Source organism: Candidatus Obscuribacterales bacterium, from assembly GCA_019744775.1.
Taxonomy (GTDB): domain Bacteria; phylum Cyanobacteriota; class Vampirovibrionia; order Obscuribacterales; family Obscuribacteraceae; genus SBAT01.
In genome coordinates this window covers 89702-110023 of record JAIETZ010000013.1, presented here as the reverse complement: position 1 = coordinate 110023, position 20322 = coordinate 89702, and the positions used below count along the sequence as shown (strand labels likewise).

Below are 20322 nucleotides of genomic sequence, written 5' to 3'. Positions count from 1 at the left end.
AAATGCAACTTAGAGAAAAAATCTTAGTCTGCGCCTTGCCATTCGCGTTGGCGGCTGTAATGTGGTTTGCCGTTACCAGTCAGGCAGTTACTGATTGGCAGGCTAAAGATCAGGAATTAAAGGATAAATCCAAAGAACAAGTAGTTCTGAAAAGCAAAATTACCAACCTCAACAAACTCAAGGATGATCAAAAGAAACTTGAAGTAGAAATAGAAGCACTACGAGCTTCCGTACCGAAAGCACCCGATATCGATCTTTTGATGATTGATGTGGAAAGAATGTGCCAGGAGTCAGGAATGGACTTGGTCAGTGTCCAACCACCAGGCAAAGATAAATTAAAAGAAATTGCTCAAGAGGACAAAGAACAACAACAAGCACTGGAAAAATCCGGAGGCAAGTTGTCTTTAGGCGGCAAGAATAAGTCAGAGGCTATAAGCGGTCCCGATAAGGATAAAGACAAGGCAAAAGATAAGGACAAGAAGGACAAGAAGGCTAAAGGCAAGACTAAAGAAAAGCCCAAAGAAGTACTCACCCCAGAACAAGAAGCTGGACTAAACACATTGCTGGTTCAATGTAGCGTAACGGGCGACTATCCATCATTTGTTGAGTTGATGAAAAAACTGGAAGCCTATCAACGTGTAATTGGTATCAACCAACTTGAAATTGACTTACCGGAGATGAGCGCATCCGACAAGAAAAAAATGCAGGTTGAGCTGAACAAGAAATTGGACATCTCCTTTCTTTTGACGACATACTATTTACCTTAGAGATGAAAGATGCCAGATAGCAAGCGAACACGAATCTTACTGTTAATACTCGCCGGCGCTCTGCTCATCGGCGGCGTCAATGTTTGGCAAAATGCACAAATTGCAAAACAAGAAGAAATTACCGACAGACCAATAAAGGCGAAACGTACAAAAATCAAGAAGATGGCTGTGGTAGCTGTAAAACCGCCTTCGCCGGAGTTTAAGGTTGGCATGGCCGAACCGGTTCGCCAACCTGGTAATACAATGCCACAGCCAACGATACCCCCGACTACAACAATGACCGGCACGAACCAGACGCCAATGCCTGCAGTGCCTGCGCAAGCGCAAGAACCAACAAAAATTGCTGCTACTGGTCGCGTTGACGCCGAGGTAGTCGCACGAAAGGGTGCTGGAAGAAAGGATCCTTTTATTGGAATAACTGGATTGAAGCCGTTTCCGAGCCACGGCGCTTCACTGGACGAGGAAACACCTACTGCTCCAATCAAGAGCAAACGCATGCTCGTGCCGCCTCCGCCACCGGTTGTACATACTTATGCCCCACCAGTGCTTGCCTCAGACCAAATACCTGAACCACCGTCAAGGCCAATGCTCTCGCACAAGGTACGCCTAGTAGCTGTTTTGGCCGACCGGGCTGTGCTCAAAATAACCGATGGACGTCTTCGCGCAGACAACAAATGGCCGCCCACAATTACATTAGGCAGTGGAGAAAAGTTTGAGTCACTGGAAGTCGTCCGAGTTGCACCTGATAGCGTGACTATTGAAGAAGATGGCGAACGCTCAGTGAAGACTCTTGAGCGTATTCGCTAGGCGCTTTTATCTGGTTGTATTAGCTAAAAGCTCGGAATAATCCAAAGGTGTGTTGACATTGAAATATGCCGGCAATTGCACGGATGTATTGACCACTTGCTTATAGTCAAACACCTTCGCCGAGACACCTGTTAGCACTTCATGCACTGCATTTTTCCCGGCAAACAACGCATCTTCCAACGGTTTTACGCAGGACTTGGCATAGAAGCCAAGTAACGGTTCAACTTCGCCATCGTGTCCCAGAACTACGACATCATAATCACGCCTCTGGCGAGACATTTCCCTGACCAATTTTCTATCTATAAGAGGCATGTCGCAAGCAACAACAAAAACATGCTCATGCTTTGCTACCAACAGTCCTGAAAGAATGCCGCAAACGGGTCCGCGGTTAGGCAAAATATCTTTTACAACATCAACGGTCATTTGCGAAAAGGCATCCGGCTCATTAGCAACAAGAAATACTTCGTCGAACAATTTTGTAAATCTGTCGACTAGATGTTCAACGATTGTGCGTCCACCATAAGGCAGAAACGCCTTAGGTCTGCCCATACGCTTGCTCTTGCCGCCACATAGAATTAGTCCGGTGACAGGCAAAGGCAAAGTCTCACGACCAGCGGTGTCAAGAATATCCGGATGCTGTCTATCTAGGGATGCTTCCATCAAATTTCCACCCTTGAACATGTTCCTCTCCTGTCTGTTATTCGCCAGTGTATTGTGGGGGGCGCTTTTCTGCAAATGCTTTCAAGCCTTCCAAACGATCTTTTGTATTGAGCAATTGAAGATAAGCTTTTGTTTCGATTGCCAATCCAGCTTCGAGATCTCTATCAAATCCATTGTCTATGGCATATTTTGCCTGCTTTAGAGCAAGTGGCGCATTGTTAGCTATTTCTTTCGCCCAGTCTTCTGCCTGTTTCAGCAATTCCTGGTGGTAGGCACCACTGCCTGCACTTGCCGCCGGGACAACACGGTGCACAAGCCCAAAAGCTTGCGCATCCTTAGCTGAAATAGGTGAACCCGTGAGAATTAATTCCTTTGCTTTTGACTTGCCGATTAGACGAGGCAAACGCTGAGTGCCACCGGCACCAGGAATAATTCCAAGTTTTACTTCAGTCAATCGCAAACTCGCTTCTTCAACCATCATGCGCAAATCACAAGCTAGAGACAATTCTGTACCACCACCAAAAGCCGATCCGTTGATGGCAGCTATTACTACTTGAGGCAGACGCTCAACCGCCAGCATTGTTTTTTGAATCAAGCTCAAGTAATCCAAAACTTGTCCTTCAGTCATACCTTTGCGCTCGGCAAGATCAGCGCCTGCACAGAAAGCTTTTGTGCCGGAGCCAATAATCACAACCACACGGCAATCCTTGTCAGAACTCAGCTCATCGCAGGCTTTGAGAAGATTGGTCAACAAGTCTCTATTGAGACTGTTGAGCACATCCGGACGATTGAGTTTGAGAAAAGCTATTGAACCTTGCTTTTCAACAATTAGTGATTCAGTCATAGTCATTGCCGTCACTTCTTAGCCTCCACGCAACTCGCCTTGTCTCTTGATGCCAGTGCTGCTTTCAAATATCTTCCCGGCAATTGCCTACCGATGATTTCTTGCGCAAGAGCACCACAATCAACTAGTTTATTTAGATCAACTCCTGTTTTCACGCCCAAGCCATTGAGCATGTAAATCAAATCCTCCGTCGCTAAATTGCCGGCAGCGCCAGGCGCATAAGGACAACCGCCCATACCGCCGATAGAAGCATCAAATGTTGTCACGCCGCTTTCCAATCCGGCAACGACATTTGCCAATGCCGTACCTCTAGTGTCATGAAAATGCAGCGCCATTTTCTCCAACGGCACGCTCTTGGACAACAACTTAACCAGCGTTGCAACTTGTCCAGGTGTTGCCGCACCAATTGTGTCACCCAGTGAAAGTTCATCGATACCCATAGAAAGCAAACGCTCAACCAATCGCGCAACTTGATTACGATCAACAGATCCTTCATACGGACATTCAAATACAACAGACAAGTAACCCCGAACCAAATGTCCTTTTTCCTTAGCGGCAATTACCACTTCAGAAAGTGTCGTGACAGCTTCGTCGATTGTTTTATTTATGTTGCGCTTGCTATGACTTTCAGATGCAGACATAAATACCGCTACTTTGCGCACGCCGGCAGCATGAGCGGAATCCAGCCCCTTCAAGTTAGGCACAAGGGCAGATGTAATTACATCAGCAGGCAACTTCAATAAAGCTGCAACATCAGCGCCGTCAGCCAATTGCGGTATCCATTTCGGGCTGACAAAAGAAGTAATTTCTATATTTTTCAGACCAGCAGAGGCCAGCGCTTCAATCAAGCGAACTTTGTCCGCAGTCGGCACAAAGCGCTCTTCATTCTGCAGCCCATCGCGTGGACCAACTTCGAATACCGTAACTTGTCCAGGCAACTTCTCGAACATTTCGAACCTTCTCGTTACGTTCTAGGAAAGTGACAGCAGAGCATCGCCTTCGTTAACAAAGTCACCAGTGCCGACTTTTATTTCGGCTACTTTTCCTGCACCAGTTGAATGAACCGGCAATTGCATTTTCATTGATTCAAGTATGACGACATCTTGTCCGTCGCTCACGTCGTCGCCGACTTTGACAAGAACGTCTACTACGATGCCAGCCATCATGGCCGTTACTTCACTCACTTTTCCACCCGCCAAATCTACAATAGGAAATCGCGACAATCTACATTGAGATACATAGGAATGCGCAACGCCCTCAATGTTATCAGATGCGGTTTAATTTTCGCCAAAAGAATTATCTAAAGAGACCACGTAGCGCGTCGTTGATGTTCTTGACGGTGTCGTCATCACCCTCGGCTTCTTCCGCCTTTTTCTCTTCAGCGGCAGCCGGTTGAGCTTTAGGAGCTGCTTTTGGTGGTTCTTTAATAGGTTTAGCAGTGCCTTGCTGGGCTTTGGGCGCTGCTGGAGCGGCTTTAGCTTCAGCTTTTTCCGCCTTAGCCGGTGGTTTAGCCTCGCTAGTAGCCGATTTCGAGGCATAGCGATTCATGATTTCCATGACATGATCCCTGTCCGCCTCGACCGTTTTCAAGCGCTCGCCACATTCGACAATTCTGGCTTCCAGCTCAGCTATCTGCTCTTCAGACTGCTGAATTTCAGCGTCAACTGCAGCTTCTTGCTCGGCAAAGTGCTCAAGCGTTTGCTTTAATACATCGGGGTTAATACTGGGCACGACTGATAATTACCTCAAAACCAGGCCATTAGAGCCTTCTATATAGATCTATTACCACTTAAAGGGCGATTTAATCAGAAACTTAAACTTGTTGCAGGTATCGAACCAGCTGGGTGTACTCATTTAAGTCCGCCGAAGTTGATTGCAGGTCAATACCGTCGGCATATACATGGACGAGGGGATCGACCGGATCCGGCAGCACTAGAATCCAGTGCTCCGGCCTAGTCTGAATCTTAACACCATCAAGAAGTTCCATGGGCTTGTTGTGATGTTTTTCCACCAGCAAACGCATAACGCGTCCCTTGCGTTCCCATGGACAGTGCACCGAATCAACTTGATAAATAAGCGTCGGCAACTGATTAACCGCCTGCGACAGTGTGCGTCCTTGATATGTTAGATGCTCCAAGACCTGACCTATGACAAACATAGCGTCATAGCCATTTTGGAATTCCGGGAAAACAAAACATCCATTGGACGAGCCCCCTAGAGCAGCATCGGAAAGTTGCGAAACCGTCACGCCAATTTCTGTTTCCGATGCCTTGCAGCGCACAACTTTCGAGCCGTAGCGAGCGGCAATGCGCTCTATTACAGAGCTGGAATTTACAGGCACAACAACGGAGCGCCCTGGTTTGTCGCGTAAAACGATATCGACAATTGTGGCAAGCAGTAATTCACCGCGAATAATTTGTCCTGTTTCGTCAACGAGAGTTATTTGCTCACCATTGCGACCAATCTGGATACCCAAATCAGCCTTCAAAGCTTTTACAACATCAGCTAATTGCTTGCGCATGGCAATGCGCTCTTCTTGCCGTGGCGGCACACCACGGATAGAAGCGTTCAAGACAACGGTTTCCACACCTAATTGACCAAGCAAGTCAGGCAAGATTACGCCAGTTTCAGCCATCGCATAATCAACTGCAACCTTTGGCGCACGCGTGGTAAACGAACCATCTTTGGTCATACGTGTGAATGTCGAACCGGGCATCACACAGAATGCCACTTTGTCTTGTTCAAACACCTGACCTTTTATGTGGGTCAAGAATTCGGCCATGTAGTATTCGCGCACGCGACTTGGATAACTAATATTTCCGACATCAGCCGGCAAGCAGCGCGGAAAGTCTTTCTTAAAGAAGGTACCTTCAATCTTGCGCTCCATTGATTTAGATATTACCGTTCCATCGCTATTGAAAAACTCAATGGCGATCTTGTCAGTTTCACGCTGCGAAACTCGCGTATGAATGAGACCTGCCGCTCTTTGTGTTTTCACATAGAAACGAGCAATCGGCAAAGGCATCGCTTCCAGGTTTTGCACCTCAACACCGACAGACATCAACCCAGAGACAATTGCTCGGCTGATCATGCGACTGACGCCCCAATAGTCGCGGCTGACAAGCACGGGTCCATTTTTAATAGTGGCACCATAAGCCGCCGCCAAATTAACAGCAAACTCCGGAGTAATTTCCACATTAACCAGTCCAGATACTCCACGAGCACCAAAGAGGCTTCTCGGCGCACGCGTCCCCCAAATAACAGAAGAAGTTACACTGGCTCCTGAATCGACTGACTTATTGGGCCAGATTCGCACATCCGGAGCAATATGGGCTTCTTGTCCCACAGACGAGTCCGCACCGATGACAGCACCTTCAAGAATTTCTGCACCTCTGTGCACAGTCACGCTTTTACAGAGAATGCAGGCGCGCAGTTGTGCTTCGTTGCTTATATAAGAACCCGACCAAATAATTGGCTGCTTCAGTGAAACCTTTTCTTGAACAATGACATTGTCGCCTATCACAGTGTGTGGACCCAAATGGGTATCACGTCCAATACGGCAATTGCTGCCTATTAATATTGGGGCTTCCAAATTAGCTTTGGGATCAATTTCTGTCCCTTGTCCAACAAACACACCGGGAACTATTTGTTGTTCGGCAATTTCTAGTTTCACTTTGCCATCAAGAATATCCAGATGCGCTTGGCGATATACAGCCAAATTGCCTATGTCGCACCAGTAACCATCAGCAACGTATCCATACATTGGCTCATTGCGCAGAAGCAGCAATGGGAAAAGATCGTTGGAGAAATCTTGCTCGCGGCCCATAATTATATAGAGCAGAACTTCCGGTTCCAGTATGTATATTCCAGAATTTACCGTGTCTGAAAATATTTCCGATGCGCCCGGTTTTTCCACAAAACGTTGAATACGATTCTCACCATCGGTTATGACTACGCCATAATCAAGTGGATTTTCCACACGCTTCAAAACAATTGTTGCTTTGGATTTTTTCTCTTTATGGAACTGAATGGCCTTGGTCAAATCAATGTCAGTTAAACAATCACCTGAGATAACAAGAAAAGTTGAATCCAAATTATCTTGAATCGCTTTGACACAGCCCGCTGTACCCAACGGCTTGCCGTGCTCAGTTGAGTATCGAATGTTGACACCAAACTCACTGCCATCACCGAAGTAATTCTCAATTGCTTCAGGCAAATAGTGCAGCGTAAAAACGATGTCGTCGAAATTGTGCTTTCTCAAAAGGTTGACTATATGCTCAGCCATAGGCTTATTAGCCACGGGTACCATGGGCTTTGGCAAATCGCTGGTTAAAGGTCTCAAGCGGGTGCCTGAACCACCGGCCATGATTACGGCTTTCATTGTTGTCTAGCTCCTTTTAGGATCTGGCCATCGACGGGGGCACCACGGCCTTGGCGGCCTTTAAAGTTGGTTTTTCAGGACGAGAAGCAACACCGTCAGCACCCATGGCTGCTGCTTGCATCAGGACTTTTTCATAGACTTCGTTTGTGCGCTTTGCTATGACTTTCCAATTGTAGATGTGTGTCACTTTGTCATAGGCATTTTTCTTGAGCTCAGTTGCCAGCTTTTCGTTGCGCAGAGCTTCTGTAACACCCCAAGCCAATGAACCGGCGTCCCCTGTGTAAGTTGTAATTCCCGTGACCATGTGCTCAACAAAATCGGTGAGACCGCCAGTGTCTGTAGATACAACGGGGACACCTGCTGCCATACCCTCCAGAGCGACAATGCCAAATGGTTCATAAAGACTAGGAATACAAACGACATCAGCTATTTTGTAGATGCGCACCAAATCTTCATCGCTTACGTAACCCAAGAAACGGCACTTATGTCCGACACCCAAATAGTCAGCCTTGGCTTTCAGTTCATCGAGGAAATAACCACTGCCGACAAAAACAAATTTAGCGTTAGGAACCGCTGCCAGAATATGCGGTGCTGCATCTAGTAAGACTTGCACTCCCTTCTCTTGCACCATGCGACCAACGTACAAAATAACCTTCTCAGAATTAGTTGCATATTGGCTGCGCAATTTTTGCACATCAAATGACTGATTGAATTTTTCAGGTGAGCAACCATTGGGAATGACCACAATTTTGTCAGCCGGCACTCCAAACAGCCTCATAAGTTCATGATGCATGTGCTGACTGTTAACAATCACATCCCAGGATTCAAACGTAAGGCGCCATTCGACTTGGTGTATATAACGCTGAACATCGTTGTGAATTCCATGCATGCGCCCAGCTTCTGTAGCGTGAATCGTCGAGACTATAGGCAGCCCAAAACCTGTCTTCATTACCCATGCAGCATCAGTCACCATCCAATCATGAGCATGCACAAGTGAAAATGGCGTTTTACGATGCAACTCAATTGCATATTGCAAAAGACCAAAATTCAGACGCGAAACCCAATTCAAAAAGTCCGGTGTGGAATCTGTTTGATTTTTTACACGGTGCACATGTACACCATTGTCCATCTCATGCTCTTTAGCGCCGGGATGATCCGCTGTAACTACATGAACTTCCCAACCCAAGTTAACAAGCTCGTATGATAGTTCAGCTACAACGCGAGCAAGTCCGCCAATAATGCGCGGCGGATACTCCCAGGAAAGCATGAGCAATCTTTTGGTTCCGTTTGCCGGTTTGATATCGCGGTGATTGTTATTTGGCATTTTGCTACTCACTGGATAGAGGTCTTGTCATTAAGGTCATAATCGCGTGCTCTGGTGTAGTTGTTCCCTTAATTGTGGCGTTAATCTGCGTCACAATCGGTAAATCAATTCCCAAATTCTTTGCCATTTCGCAAACTGCCTCTGCAGTCCAAACTCCTTCGGCAACTCCGCCCAAGTTGTTAATTACGTCAGCCAGCGATGCTCCTTGCGACATTTGTTTACCGAGTCTGTAATTTCGAGACAATTCACTGGAACAAGTAGCAAAGAGATCGCCCATTCCGGCAAGACCTGTCAAGGTAGAGGGCTTTGCGCCAAGCTTTCCAGACAAGCGCATCATCTCCACCAAGCCACGCGTGAGCAATGTTGACTTCGCGTTAGCTCCTAAGCCCAAACCATCAACGCATCCGGACGCAACTGCAAAGATATTTTTCAACGCCCCACCCAATTCAACGCCAATCACATCATCATTGGTGTAGACACGAAACGACGAAACGGAAAGAGCAACTTGCACAGCAGAGGCAGTCTTCTCGTCATCGGACGCTACAACAGTTGCCGTTGGCAACCCTTTAGCTATTTCACCCGCTAAATTGGGCCCCGATAGCGCTGCTACCGCAAAACCAGGTGCGCACTCTTTTAAGACTTCCGTCATACGCTTCAGAGTGGAAAGTTCAAATCCCTTTGCGCACGTGACAAGAATTGGTTTGGCATTGCCATTTGATTCTTGAGCCTGCCAGGCTTTATAGAATTTGCCGGCGACCTCACGCATCGACTGGGACGTACAACAAAAGAGTATAACCTCGGCTCCTTTGACTGCCTCGGCCATATCTGATGATATGCGAACTAGAGTAGGAACTGTGGCACCGCCTTTTGGATGCCTGTGCTCTTTTTTCAGTGCGACTTTTTCTGTTTCCCGAACCCAAATGGAAACTTCACGACCGTGATTCGAGAAAAGCCAAGCGAGAGTGGATCCCCAACTACCCGCTCCCATAATTGCTATGCGAGAAGAATTTTGCTCGATTGCCATAGATAAATTTTAGCGCGCAATTACGCTTGTAATCTGGTCAAAGAGTGAAGTTCTATCGTTTCGTGACAAACTTTTGACAACTGCCTATGGATGACTATTTCCAGACGTCTTAAATGGTCCTGATTTCGATGGCAGCATAGACAAGACTACAGCGTTTTTGATCATGCGCTGGACAAGTTTTCTGTCGGCCGGGCTGTCTGATGTAAGCAGGCGCTTCATTGGGGCAACGCTCATCATCACAGACGGCAGCGAGAAGTCGGCTGAATAAGCACGAATGTCGTCTGCCACCAATTGGCTCTTCGGGTTTTTGTAGCCTATAAGTTTCGATGGATTTATCTTGTCGAAGTCCGCATCTAATTGTCTTGTTAACACGACTTGCTTTCCTGGCGACATCGTAATTATCTTGTTGCCCGACTTCACACGAACACGACCTTTCGGACCATCGCTAATGTCAAATACGGCGACATCATTGCCTGTTTCCATAACCAAAACTGTTGCGCCGGTTGGAATTTCAACACTACCTTCTTGCACCTGCACGGTAATATCTGCGTGCGGCTGAAACACAAAATTGCCTTGTTGCAATACACATAGATTGCCTACCGTCGATGAACCAATCGATGCTCCATGAGACTGCATTTGCCCTACAGAATTTGAATTGAATTCAGCAGCATCGCAATAAGAAAAACTTTGCCCAAGGGCTTGGTTGTCTGTCGTAGGTTGATTGCCCGGCAAGTCATGACCGGAATCCCCTATGAAATTTGCGGAATTAATCGTATTGGCGAGCCCGTGGCTGTTACCCATTTGCACATCCAGCGCTACCTGCTGGCCACCTTGAAGGTAGTTCACGTTGGAATTCCCCACTAACTGGTGCTCGAGACTGGCGCCTGTTTGGCCCAATGTCTGCACATCGTTGATTTCGTTGGCAAAAACACTGGACTCGAAAATATCCTGTAACGTCTCCGGCGACTGTCCTAGTAATGGAGGAGGCGGCGGCGGTGGTAAAGGAAGTGGGGAATAAAATTGTTCATCAATGTAATTAGGATTGGAAGCAGTATAACCCAAAAACGTACGTATTCTTAGAGGATCGCTAACCGTGCCGATTGTTCCGGCTGCCTGAAGTGTTATGTAGTCTGCAGCCAAAGTAAACTGACCGGACATTGAAGGGGTATTTAAGATATCAGCGCCAGATACTAAGGTTAAGAATTGCGCAAAACCAATGAAGCCGTTGAGAAAAATCGATCCTGTGGAAGAAATTTCCACTCTTGAATTAAATGGAAAGCTACTGGCAGAAGATGAATCAATAATCAAATCACCAGTTTGGTTAATATAGACATCGCCCACAGTGCTGAACTCAAGGCTTGATATCGCAGTCGTAATGGCCCGACCACCCAAGCCCGGTCGAGAACCAAAGTTCCCAGTGTTGCTGTCAAAACTTAACAAGCCTGCCTTTATCTCACCGGCAGCGTGCACCACATTACCCGCCCTTGTCGTTATTTGAACTTTACCATTGCCGTTAACACCAATGGTATCAATATCGCCGTTTATTGTTATTGATCCTAAAGCCGGATCATTTCCCGTCGAAGACAAAGTTACATCTCCGCCGATGTCACCCACGTTAATAGTAAGCGGACGTGAACTTGTATTTATGCTGCCGACAACGATGCTACCACCATTAACAATAGGAGTTCCCGTTGCAATTGTCACAGAACCAACGACGTGTGTTACACCATTAAAGATCCTATGGAAATTTTCAGCGTGAATGTTTTGCAGGCTGATATTGCCGCCACGACTTTCTATTACGACATTACCCGATCCGAGATCACCAATAGTAATAATGTCACCAGTGACCAGAATAGAACCGGTCGCGACGTTTGAACCATTAGCTACAAGATGCACATTGCCACCAACGCCATTTGTCCTAGCCACGACTGGGCTTCCGCCAGGCACAAAGTACGATGCGTGGCTGTCAATTGCACCGTTGACTGTAATATTTGTACCAGCCGTTAAATTGACGTCCCCACCATTTAATCCCGGCATAACACCAGAAAAGCCGATCAGGCGCGCTCCATTGAATGATGTAATCGCATTTGTTGTTACAGAGGAAAATTCACTGATTAGATTAACTGAGCCAGCACCCTTATCTCCTTCCGTTCTGATTGTTCCAGTCTGTATATAACCCGATGATGTGGCACCCTGAGACGTCAGCGTTACGTCTCCGCCCTTTCCATTAGATCCATTTGGAAAGAACGAAGCGAGATTAGAATCGAAAGTATAAGAACTCGCTTTAATATTACCCACGACAATATTGCCGCCATTGATGCTTCCAGTACCAGTTGTAATTTCAACATTGCCCGCATGATTGGGAGGAGTTCCTGAACCACTAAAAATCTGTTGCAAGTTATCAGTGAAGATATCACCAGTGGTAATGTCCCCGCCTTGCGTAACCAAACGCAAATTGCCGCCGCCAGTACCACTCGATGTAGCCAGCTGGTTTGTATTGATAGTAGACATAGCCCCGGTTGTTATAAGTGTAATATTGGTTTTAGGCATGTGGAAAAACACTCCCGGATCAGCGCCAATATTGGCATTGCCTAATGCATCAGGTTTGGCCGTCAATGTGAAATCGCCCCCGGAACCAGCAGATCCGGCCAAGTAAACATTACCGATACTTGTCACATTGGAAGTGGAATTGGTGTGGCCGAAAGTTAAGTGAACGCCGGTGTTATCCAATTTATTTGTAATGGTTACATTCGAGCCACCGTCCAGCGATAAATTGATGGCAGAGATAGAAGCAATGGTGCCTGGGGCTTGCTGAATGAGAAAACCGGTATTATTTCCTGATTGATGGGAGAGTTTTACTGTTCCTGCCTGAATTGTCGGATTACTGCCATTGCTTACAAGCGTTATGGAGGCATCACCATTGACGTCCGATCTTGTCGTAAAGGCAAATTTCTGCGAAGCGGACATGCTTACAACAGGCAGGATAATTGGTCCCACAGAATCCAAGAAAACACTGCCAGTCGTGCTGAAATGAAAGTCCGGAGATTGCATATCAATGTGTGAAGCGTCGGTTCCTAAATCGCCCGAACTACTTGTTAGATTGACCGTATGCGCAAACAAAGTGCCCTGATAATTAGGACGGGTTATGGTGCCCGATCCATCGGCAGTAAGATTGATCGTGCCGACAGGGCCGCTGACAATTATGTCGTGGTTAATAATTATCGAAGCATTGCTGCCGGAAGTTGTGGTCAGACTGAATACTTTGTCATTGCCGGCACTTGAAGTTATAAATACATCCACATTGGATGCACTTCGAATGCTGAGATTGTCATTACCACTTATCGCCTGTAAACGTACACTCGCATTGCCGTTGCTAGCTATAGACACACCGATATGGTTATCGAGTAGACCCGTGCCAAATGTAGCCAACTGAATAGTATTTGCTTGCAGCCAGGTCGAGCCAGGAGCGCCGTCGCTTATATCTTTTATAAAACCAGCCGCAGGACCACCTGAAAATCCGGTGACCATAAATATTGTTTCTGCTCGTATTAGTTGGTTAACATTGATATTGCCATTATTACTGACTGAGACTGTGCCATATTGAGTAGCATTTACACCTGGCTGCAGTGATATGTTGTCCACTCCGTTGACAGCAAAGCTACCAATTATAAATGCCCGTGGTGCTGCTATTCCAGACGCACCAGCTGCAAGTTGAAGGTGACCGCCGTTTTGACCTGGTCCGCCATCAAGAACTACTTGAGTAATATGCAAGAAATTACCCGCCATCACCGTAACATTGCTTTCACCCACACCTGTAATAGTGTTAATACTAATCGAACCAAACGAAGCTGGACCGCAACAGAAAGAAGCGCTAGTGACACCAGTCTGTGTATTTATATCAACTGGAGTTGGTGTAGGCGGCCATCCCATCGGATCGGTCGCTGAAATGTTGATGTTTCCAGAGCCGGCAGTACCACCAGCAGTTCTAATTGAACCTAAATTGATAGCGGATCCACCACCATTGGCAATTATCATAACATCGCCACTGTCTGCGCCAGCACCTTGACTCTCCACGGTTACCGAGGGGTGCAAGGTAATTCTTCCGGTACCGTCAAGCGCACTCAGCATGGTAGCAAAAGCAACAAGAGTAATATCGCCACCTTTGCCGACAGTGCTGGATGACCTTAAAGCGTTTGAGCCAAAATTCTGTACAATTGAACCGCCCGAAGGTGAAGACCCGATTACGGTAATTTTGTCACCATCATTTGTGTAATCCGCACCAGCAACCGCTACGATATTGCCTCCATCGCCCACAGTGGAAGATGTATCAATCGCTACAAAGTTGATATTTCCACGCGAGACAAAAACAGCAGCCCCATTAATGACGCGCACGGTATGCAAGTCAAGACTGGAACCTGCTGCTATGGTTAACGATTTACCATTGGAGAATATGGGTTGACTATTTGCCTGAAATGGTCCGCCGCTTGCGAAGGCAAGATCAAACTCATAGCCACCCAGACCAAGATTTAGCGGTGCAGCTAACGAAGTGGCTCCCTGTGAACTAGGTAAACCAATAATCACTCGATCAGCTGTAATTGCATTTAGTAAACTACTCGTTGCATAAAATGTCCCCGCCGGACCAACCGACAAACCATTCACAACAATTGGTTCATTCGTAGAGGGAATTAGTCTAACAGCGCCGGTACCGGCATCGATAGTACTTGTCGCTACAATATTGGCAGCCGAGAGAATAATGTCCGCATTATTGGATAATATGCCGGCATTAATATCCATTGTTCCTGTTCCATCAGCAGTGAGGCGAATTTTGTCATGCGCAGTAATGGTGTCATTGACAATAATCGAACCGTTACTTCCTAAAATTGAAGCTAACGTCACAGTGCCGTTAGTCGAAATCGGCCCAGATACTGTGATTGAACCGTTTTCCAATATGAACACTGGTCCTGTCGATGTAATAGCTCCAATATTGATGTTTTCGCCAGGATTTGCATCGACAATATAATCATCGGCAGAATTAAGTGATAAGTTAACAACGTTTCCGGAACCGGCTGCTATATAAATCGGATGATCAACATCTCCTACATGATTACCTGAGAGTATAATGTTGTCCGCCTGCAAGGCTGAACCGGATGTGTCGATGATGTCACCATCAGCGGATAAATCAATCTTCCCTCCGGCACCATCGATAACGATTGGCGACTGAATTGTGATTGAACTGCCTGTAGTGGGAACCAAAATATGAAAATCGATTATTATTCCTGATGTTGCTACACCAGAGTTAAATAAATTCACGCTCGTGTTGTCTTGTATATAGACGTCTCCGCTTGAGGATCTTGCACTCAAGTTGGGCACAGAAACGAGCAACGGCTGCAACGCATTGCCGATATAGCCAGAGTTTATTGCAAGAGTATTTGTTGAAAGAACGCCTGAAATCGTCTCAACGCCACCTGATGAATCCGTCAAGAAAGTCAAGTTATATGGAACGCTTGTCGCCGCAGCCACAAAAATACCGCCGGCATAAGTGGGTGAGCCGACAGTTAAAACGCCGGTAGTAATATTCGAGAGCAAAGCACTATCAAGGTAGAGCACTGAAGGAGTCGAACCACTTCCTCCAAAAATAACGCCTGTTGCGCGATAGGGAATAAATTCAACCGAACTATTCTTTGAATTAATTACGCCGCCTACACTCACTGCGTCAACATGCAAGGAGATCGCGTTCGAGGTGCCTGACTCACCGGCACCACCGGCATTAAAGCCACTTTCACCGGGAGGTAATAGGGCCACACCGCTAAAGCCGCCGCTAAGCCCACCGCCGCCGCCTACACCCTGAGGGATATGGGAAAAGTCCTGGGAGTAGCCACCACCGCCTCCACCGGCGCCGCCCCACTGAAAGCTAAGCGTCGTCGTATACAGACCATCTTCACCAAATCCAGCTCCGTCATAGCTAATACCGCTGCCGCCACCCTTTCCGGATTCACTGGCGCTACCGCCAGTTCGTCTCCTGCCTGATCCGCCGCCACCACCTCCTCCTGGACCGCCAAAACTCCCGCCGCCACCACCGCCTCCTCCGCCGGGCGAATCAAAACTGAGTATCGCTCCAACCATTCCAGCACCACCTTCGCCACCTCCGACGGCGTACAAGCCTCCCGTAACGGATACTGCAGAAGGAGCAGAAATCGTGATCGTACCAGCATCACCGCCGACACCACCGTCACCGCCGGGGCCACTTTGTAGATTGAAGCCATCGGTTACAGAACCACCACCGCCGCCTCCTCCGCCACCGCCTGATGAATTAACATCACCCGTGACGAAAATTGTATTGCCGGTAGTGCTGGTTGTACCAAGATAAATGTTACCGCCCGAGCCGCCGCTGCCTCCCTCGCCACCAACTAGTGAAGTGTTGGCACTCGCCCCGGCACCGCCACCACCTCCTCCTCCAAAAGAGAGAATTGATTGCGTAGTGATCGGTCCACCTGCTATCAGGGTTACATTGCTACCGTTACCGCCGTTACCACCCCATTGAGCGTTGCCGTTGAAAGCCGTATTGCGCGGGGCACCGGTACCGGCAGCACCGGCTGCATTTATGAGCCCTGTGTTAATCGCTCCGGCTGTCGAGATGTTGACGGTTCCTGCTGTATGCGTTGCATCGGCAAATGCTCCACCAGTCACAATCTGTCCTACTAATATTGATCCGTTTTGCAAATTATTCGATGTGAACAAACCAACGACATTGCCGTTGGCGGTGTCCACAGTCGGCCCGCCGGGCCCGGCATTTGGTGTAGCAACATTCAAAGCAACAATGCCACCACCACCTGCACCAAAAGAAGAAGCCGGTGTATTGATACCACCCATTCCAATAGCCATTCCGCCGGCAGCTTCAGCAACGACAGTCACATTTCCATTTGCTGACGCGCCGATACCATTAGTCCGTACAATTACTCCGGGTGCCAGAGCAACATGACCTCCTCGCGTTTGTCCGGTTTCATAATCAGCGAATGCAATTAGAGTTAAGTTGCCTCCCTTGCCGGAACCGCTGCTTGTATCAATAGCCTGGATATTTTGACTGGCAAAAGGCCCGAAATTTCTACCTGCGGTCAAGAAGATATCGCCACCGGACTCCGACCTATCTATGTTTATGCAGTTAGCACAAGAGCCGGAGGCATCAACCGCCACGGCACCGGCGGCCAAAACGAGATTGCCTCCATTGGTTATTAATTGGGTATTTGTCTGAGAGGTGAAGATGTTTTGTCCGGCAATCGCTACTAAGTAAGGAGCAGAAACAACTGAATTTAAATTCAAATCGCCAGTCACCACGACATACGGATCGCCAGTGGCATTGATGGTACCCAATTGCAAAACCGGCGCATCAACAGTCATGCGTACACATTGTCCCCACGCATTCAAAACACCAGTCACATTACCGACATTCAAATCAACAGTGCCTTGTCCGCCATGGAGATTCAACACCTTTGATAGATAGTCACCGCCAAGCAAAGAAATATTTGCCGCACCGGCATATGCCTGATCGCGAAAGTTGATTGAACCATTCAAAGCTTGCATCACGCCGCCAAGATTATTCACCGTCATGTTTGTAATTTGTGCCGCATTGACGTTGATGTTTCCGTAAGTAGCGGCCATTAATCCGGCGTTGGTTATATTTCCTGCCATTGAGGTGAGTGCCAGAGACTGCATCGCTTGCATGACTGCATTAGCTCCGACGTTGGTAATGGAGCCTCCGGCATAAAGATTTAAATTGCCGGAACTGGCAATTGTTCCGGCATTCACAATGTTGTTGATAGCGCTTAGGTTCAGGTTCAAGCTGGACAATGCTGAAGGCAAACTCGCCTGCAAGGTAGATGGCAAAACCGTCGATAGCATTGCTCCCTGATTATTGAAAATATTGAGAGCACTAACTGAAGCAGACGTTGTCGCAGCGTTTGTTGAGTACAAATAAAAGCTGCCTGAATTTACAAGATTACCGGTCAGATTGATGGCGCCAGCAGAAGCTGCATTGGACAAAACCGTGACTCCTGACGGAATAGTAAGCGAGCCCAGCATCGAACCCAAATGGCTACCAATGGTCATAGTGCCACCCTGCGCTGCTCCCATGCTGTCCAGAACCAGGCTTTGCACACCCGTTCGCATTATCTGATGAAGGGCAACCATTTGCGCAGGCGTAACAGCACTGCCAGGCGCAATGGACGTAAGCACACCGCCCAAATTAACGTTGACAGGATTGGTCATGGATGTTGGAGCCGTCATCGAGGCGACAGTTGAGGACAAATTCAAATTCAGCCCAGCATCAGGCGCAGTCGCCGCTGCGCTCTGGGCAGCCAAGCTAGCATCCGGTACGGGGTCAACAGGTATTTCTTGCGCCAGAATTGGGCACTGAAGCCAATTCAAAGCCAATACCAAGACGGCAACTAGTACGTTTCTCACTCGCCCTCCAACGCCTGAAACAAGCACCCAATTGGTGCCGAGGACAAATCGGCCGCAACTCCACCACGACCCCGCCAAGGTCGAAAATATATGTCTATTTTATCATTTAGCTATTGACAGCCGGCTTTTTTCTTATCTGACGGCAGCCTTTTTAATCCATGAGTATTTGAGTTACACCCAGCAAAGCAGGGATTTCACACACATCATTTCCATGGATTGAAAACCCGAACGCGCGCTCTACTAAAGTCTTCAGTGTCCCGAGTGACGACGGTAAGTCCATGGTGGACTGCTGTTGCCGCTATCAATGAGTCCATTATTGGCATCGGTCTTCCTTCATTTGCGAGACTGCCGGTAAACTCGCCCCAATCGAGCAGAACGCCGGTATCAAGTGGCAATATCCGATTATCAAAACGGATTAGCAATTCCTCGTGTAACCATTTGGCTAACATATCGCGCCGCTTTACACTTGGTGTTCGACTTATTCCACGTCGAATCTCGCCGATGGTAACGACACTAAGATAAGCGGACTCTTCTACCAAATCGTGAAGCCATTTTGTGACAGCTTGGTTAGGGCGAGGCGCCACAAATTCAGAAACTACACACGTATCAAGAAGAAAACTCATTTCTTGAATCTCACAACTCTATTTCCCTGCCTAAGCTTTTATCTCTTTCAATCTTGATACCACTTCCTGCAAGTGGAGATGCCATCAAAAACTCAGCTAGACTCTGCTTCTTTTCATTTACTTTCTTTCCCTTGAGCTTCAAGAAATCGTTGTAAGAAAGCAAAACAGCAACTTCAGTCCCTCGGCGTGTAATGACTTGAGGCCCTTTCTTTTGAACCTCATCAACAAGCTGGCACAAGCGATTTTTAGCTTCTTGAAGTTGCCACATGGAAGATTACTCCTGTCTAGACTGTCTAGATTATATAATTTTCGAACAACCCTGTCAAGATGCTCAAAATCTAGACAGACGCAGGAAGCCTGCTAATCTAATTTGCTCTGCTGAGAGGACTAAGCATGCCAAACACCAAACAAACCGAACACATAGGAAAAGCAATTTTTTTGGACAAACCGGAGAGTAGTTTTTCTGTTCGAGAAGTTAGGTATCCAATACCGCAAGGCGATCAGGTACTTGTCAAAGTAGCAGCCTGTGGAATTTGTCACAGCGATAGTTTTGCCATGGATGGACACTTCCCCGGACTAAAATATCCAGTTTGTCCCGGACATGAAATTGCCGGAACCGTTGAAAGCGTCGGACCGGATGTGAAACGTCTGCAACCGGGTGATTGCGTCGGCGTCGGCTGGCATGGCGGACATTGTGGTGAGTGCGCCGCTTGCCGCAGCGGTGATTTCATATCTTGCAGTCTGCTGAAAACGCCGGGCATTTCAATTGCCGGCGGGTACGCCCAATACGCAATTTTTTCCGAATCGGTGTGTGCATTAATACCGGACGAATTGGATTTTGCCGATGCTGCACCCTTGCTTTGCGCCGGCGTAACAACATTCAATGCCTTGCGCCATTCCGGAGCAAAAGGTGGCGATGTAGTAGCCATAATTGGGATTGGTGGACTAGGACATTTAGCCGTTCAATTCGCTAACAAAATGGGTTTCTACACTGTTGCAATCGCACGCGGCGATGACAAAGCGGAATTTGCAGGCAATCTAGGCGCGCATTTATACATCAATTCGGAGAGCAAAGACGCCGTAAGAAAATTGAAAAATATTGGCGGCGCCAAAGTCATTCTTGCAACTGCTGCCAGCTCAAAGGCAATGTCGCCATGGGTTGATGCACTAACAATCGGCGGCAAAATGGTAATAGTTGGTGCGGATACAGAGCCCCTAAATATTTCCCCCATTCAACTCATCGGTGGCAGAAAACAGATTATGGGCTGGCCCAGCGGAACGGCAAAAGACTCCGAGGAATGTCTGGAATTCTCAGCACGCTTCGACATAAGACCAATGATCGAAGAGTATCCGTTCGATCAGGCTCAAGAAGCATACGAGCGCATGATGAGTGGTGAAGCAAGATTCCGCGTGGTAATTACGCAGCCCGATTAAT

The 20322-nt window shown here is 47.5% G+C and carries 14 protein-coding genes; 3 read left to right on the top strand and 11 right to left on the bottom strand.

What is annotated here, in order from left to right; translation table 11 throughout:
• Positions 1-2 precede the first annotated feature (2 nt).
• Positions 3-767, top strand: coding sequence for a type 4a pilus biogenesis protein PilO (gene pilO / locus K2Y22_17400; GenBank protein MBX9880238.1), 765 nt, complete (start codon positions 3-5; stop codon positions 765-767).
• A 9-nt stretch (positions 768-776) separates the two neighbouring features.
• The gene (locus tag K2Y22_17395; protein ID MBX9880237.1) at positions 777-1574 is read left to right on the top strand and encodes a hypothetical protein; all 798 of its coding nucleotides are present in this window, start codon (positions 777-779) and stop codon (positions 1572-1574) included.
• 6 nt (positions 1575-1580) lie between these two features.
• Here the strand turns inward: K2Y22_17395 and K2Y22_17390 are convergent, their stop codons facing one another.
• The 11 genes from K2Y22_17390 to K2Y22_17340 form a co-directional block, all read right to left on the bottom strand.
• Entirely contained in the window at positions 1581-2255 is a 675-nt protein-coding gene (locus K2Y22_17390; protein ID MBX9880236.1) for a molybdenum cofactor guanylyltransferase, read from the bottom strand.
• Between the two features lie 16 nt (positions 2256-2271).
• Positions 2272-3093 carry an enoyl-CoA hydratase/isomerase family protein gene (locus K2Y22_17385; protein ID MBX9880235.1) on the bottom strand — a complete coding sequence of 274 codons (822 nt, stop codon included), beginning with the start codon at positions 3091-3093 and terminating at the stop codon, positions 2272-2274.
• A complete protein-coding gene (locus K2Y22_17380) occupies positions 3090-4028 on the bottom strand; it encodes a hydroxymethylglutaryl-CoA lyase (protein ID MBX9880234.1) in 939 nt (312 codons plus the stop codon). Before K2Y22_17380 ends, K2Y22_17385 begins: the two co-directional genes overlap by 4 nt.
• A 21-nt stretch (positions 4029-4049) precedes the next feature.
• A complete protein-coding gene (locus K2Y22_17375; GenBank protein ID MBX9880233.1) occupies positions 4050-4262 on the bottom strand; it encodes a biotin/lipoyl-binding protein in 213 nt (70 codons plus the stop codon).
• A gap of 112 nt (positions 4263-4374) precedes the next feature.
• Positions 4375-4809 carry a hypothetical protein gene (locus K2Y22_17370; GenBank protein MBX9880232.1) on the bottom strand — a complete coding sequence of 145 codons (435 nt, stop codon included), beginning with the start codon at positions 4807-4809 and terminating at the stop codon, positions 4375-4377.
• An 82-nt stretch (positions 4810-4891) separates the two neighbouring features.
• The gene (locus K2Y22_17365; protein ID MBX9880231.1) at positions 4892-7459 is read right to left on the bottom strand and encodes an NTP transferase domain-containing protein; all 2568 of its coding nucleotides are present in this window, start codon (positions 7457-7459) and stop codon (positions 4892-4894) included.
• Between the two features lie 16 nt (positions 7460-7475).
• Complete coding sequence (locus K2Y22_17360; protein MBX9880230.1) at positions 7476-8783, bottom strand: glycosyltransferase family 4 protein; 1308 nt, start codon at positions 8781-8783, stop codon at positions 7476-7478.
• Positions 8784-8787: 4 nt separating this feature from the next.
• Complete coding sequence (locus K2Y22_17355; GenBank protein ID MBX9880229.1) at positions 8788-9807, bottom strand: NAD(P)-dependent glycerol-3-phosphate dehydrogenase; 1020 nt, start codon at positions 9805-9807, stop codon at positions 8788-8790.
• Positions 9808-9891: 84 nt separating this feature from the next.
• Entirely contained in the window at positions 9892-18264 is an 8373-nt protein-coding gene (locus K2Y22_17350; protein MBX9880228.1) for a hypothetical protein, read from the bottom strand.
• Between the two features lie 203 nt (positions 18265-18467).
• A complete protein-coding gene (locus K2Y22_17345) occupies positions 18468-18887 on the bottom strand; it encodes a type II toxin-antitoxin system VapC family toxin (protein ID MBX9880227.1) in 420 nt (139 codons plus the stop codon).
• Between the two features lie 10 nt (positions 18888-18897).
• Positions 18898-19155, bottom strand: a complete 258-nt coding sequence (locus tag K2Y22_17340; protein MBX9880226.1) for a type II toxin-antitoxin system Phd/YefM family antitoxin — start codon at positions 19153-19155, stop codon at positions 18898-18900.
• 125 nt (positions 19156-19280) lie between these two features.
• Here K2Y22_17340 and K2Y22_17335 point away from each other — a divergent pair, with 125 nt between their 5' ends.
• Entirely contained in the window at positions 19281-20321 is a 1041-nt protein-coding gene (locus K2Y22_17335; GenBank protein MBX9880225.1) for an alcohol dehydrogenase, read from the top strand.
• Position 20322: the final 1 nt, after the last annotated feature.

What these genes read in the sequence shown, in the direction of transcription:
- K2Y22_17340 (MBX9880226.1), bottom strand. Translation starts at nt 19,155, where the DNA reads ATGTGGCAACTTCAAGAAGCTAAAAATCGCTTGTGCCAGCTTGTTGAT.
- K2Y22_17390 (MBX9880236.1), bottom strand. Translation starts at nt 2,255, where the DNA reads ATGTTCAAGGGTGGAAATTTGATGGAAGCATCCCTAGATAGACAGCAT.
- K2Y22_17365 (MBX9880231.1), bottom strand. Translation starts at nt 7,459, where the DNA reads ATGAAAGCCGTAATCATGGCCGGTGGTTCAGGCACCCGCTTGAGACCT.
- K2Y22_17335 (MBX9880225.1), top strand. Translation starts at nt 19,281, where the DNA reads ATGCCAAACACCAAACAAACCGAACACATAGGAAAAGCAATTTTTTTG.
- K2Y22_17395 (MBX9880237.1), top strand. Translation starts at nt 777, where the DNA reads ATGCCAGATAGCAAGCGAACACGAATCTTACTGTTAATACTCGCCGGC.
- K2Y22_17355 (MBX9880229.1), bottom strand. Translation starts at nt 9,807, where the DNA reads ATGGCAATCGAGCAAAATTCTTCTCGCATAGCAATTATGGGAGCGGGT.
- K2Y22_17345 (MBX9880227.1), bottom strand. Translation starts at nt 18,887, where the DNA reads ATGAGTTTTCTTCTTGATACGTGTGTAGTTTCTGAATTTGTGGCGCCT.
- K2Y22_17360 (MBX9880230.1), bottom strand. Translation starts at nt 8,783, where the DNA reads ATGCCAAATAACAATCACCGCGATATCAAACCGGCAAACGGAACCAAA.
- pilO (MBX9880238.1), top strand. Translation starts at nt 3, where the DNA reads ATGCAACTTAGAGAAAAAATCTTAGTCTGCGCCTTGCCATTCGCGTTG.
- K2Y22_17380 (MBX9880234.1), bottom strand. Translation starts at nt 4,028, where the DNA reads ATGTTCGAGAAGTTGCCTGGACAAGTTACGGTATTCGAAGTTGGTCCA.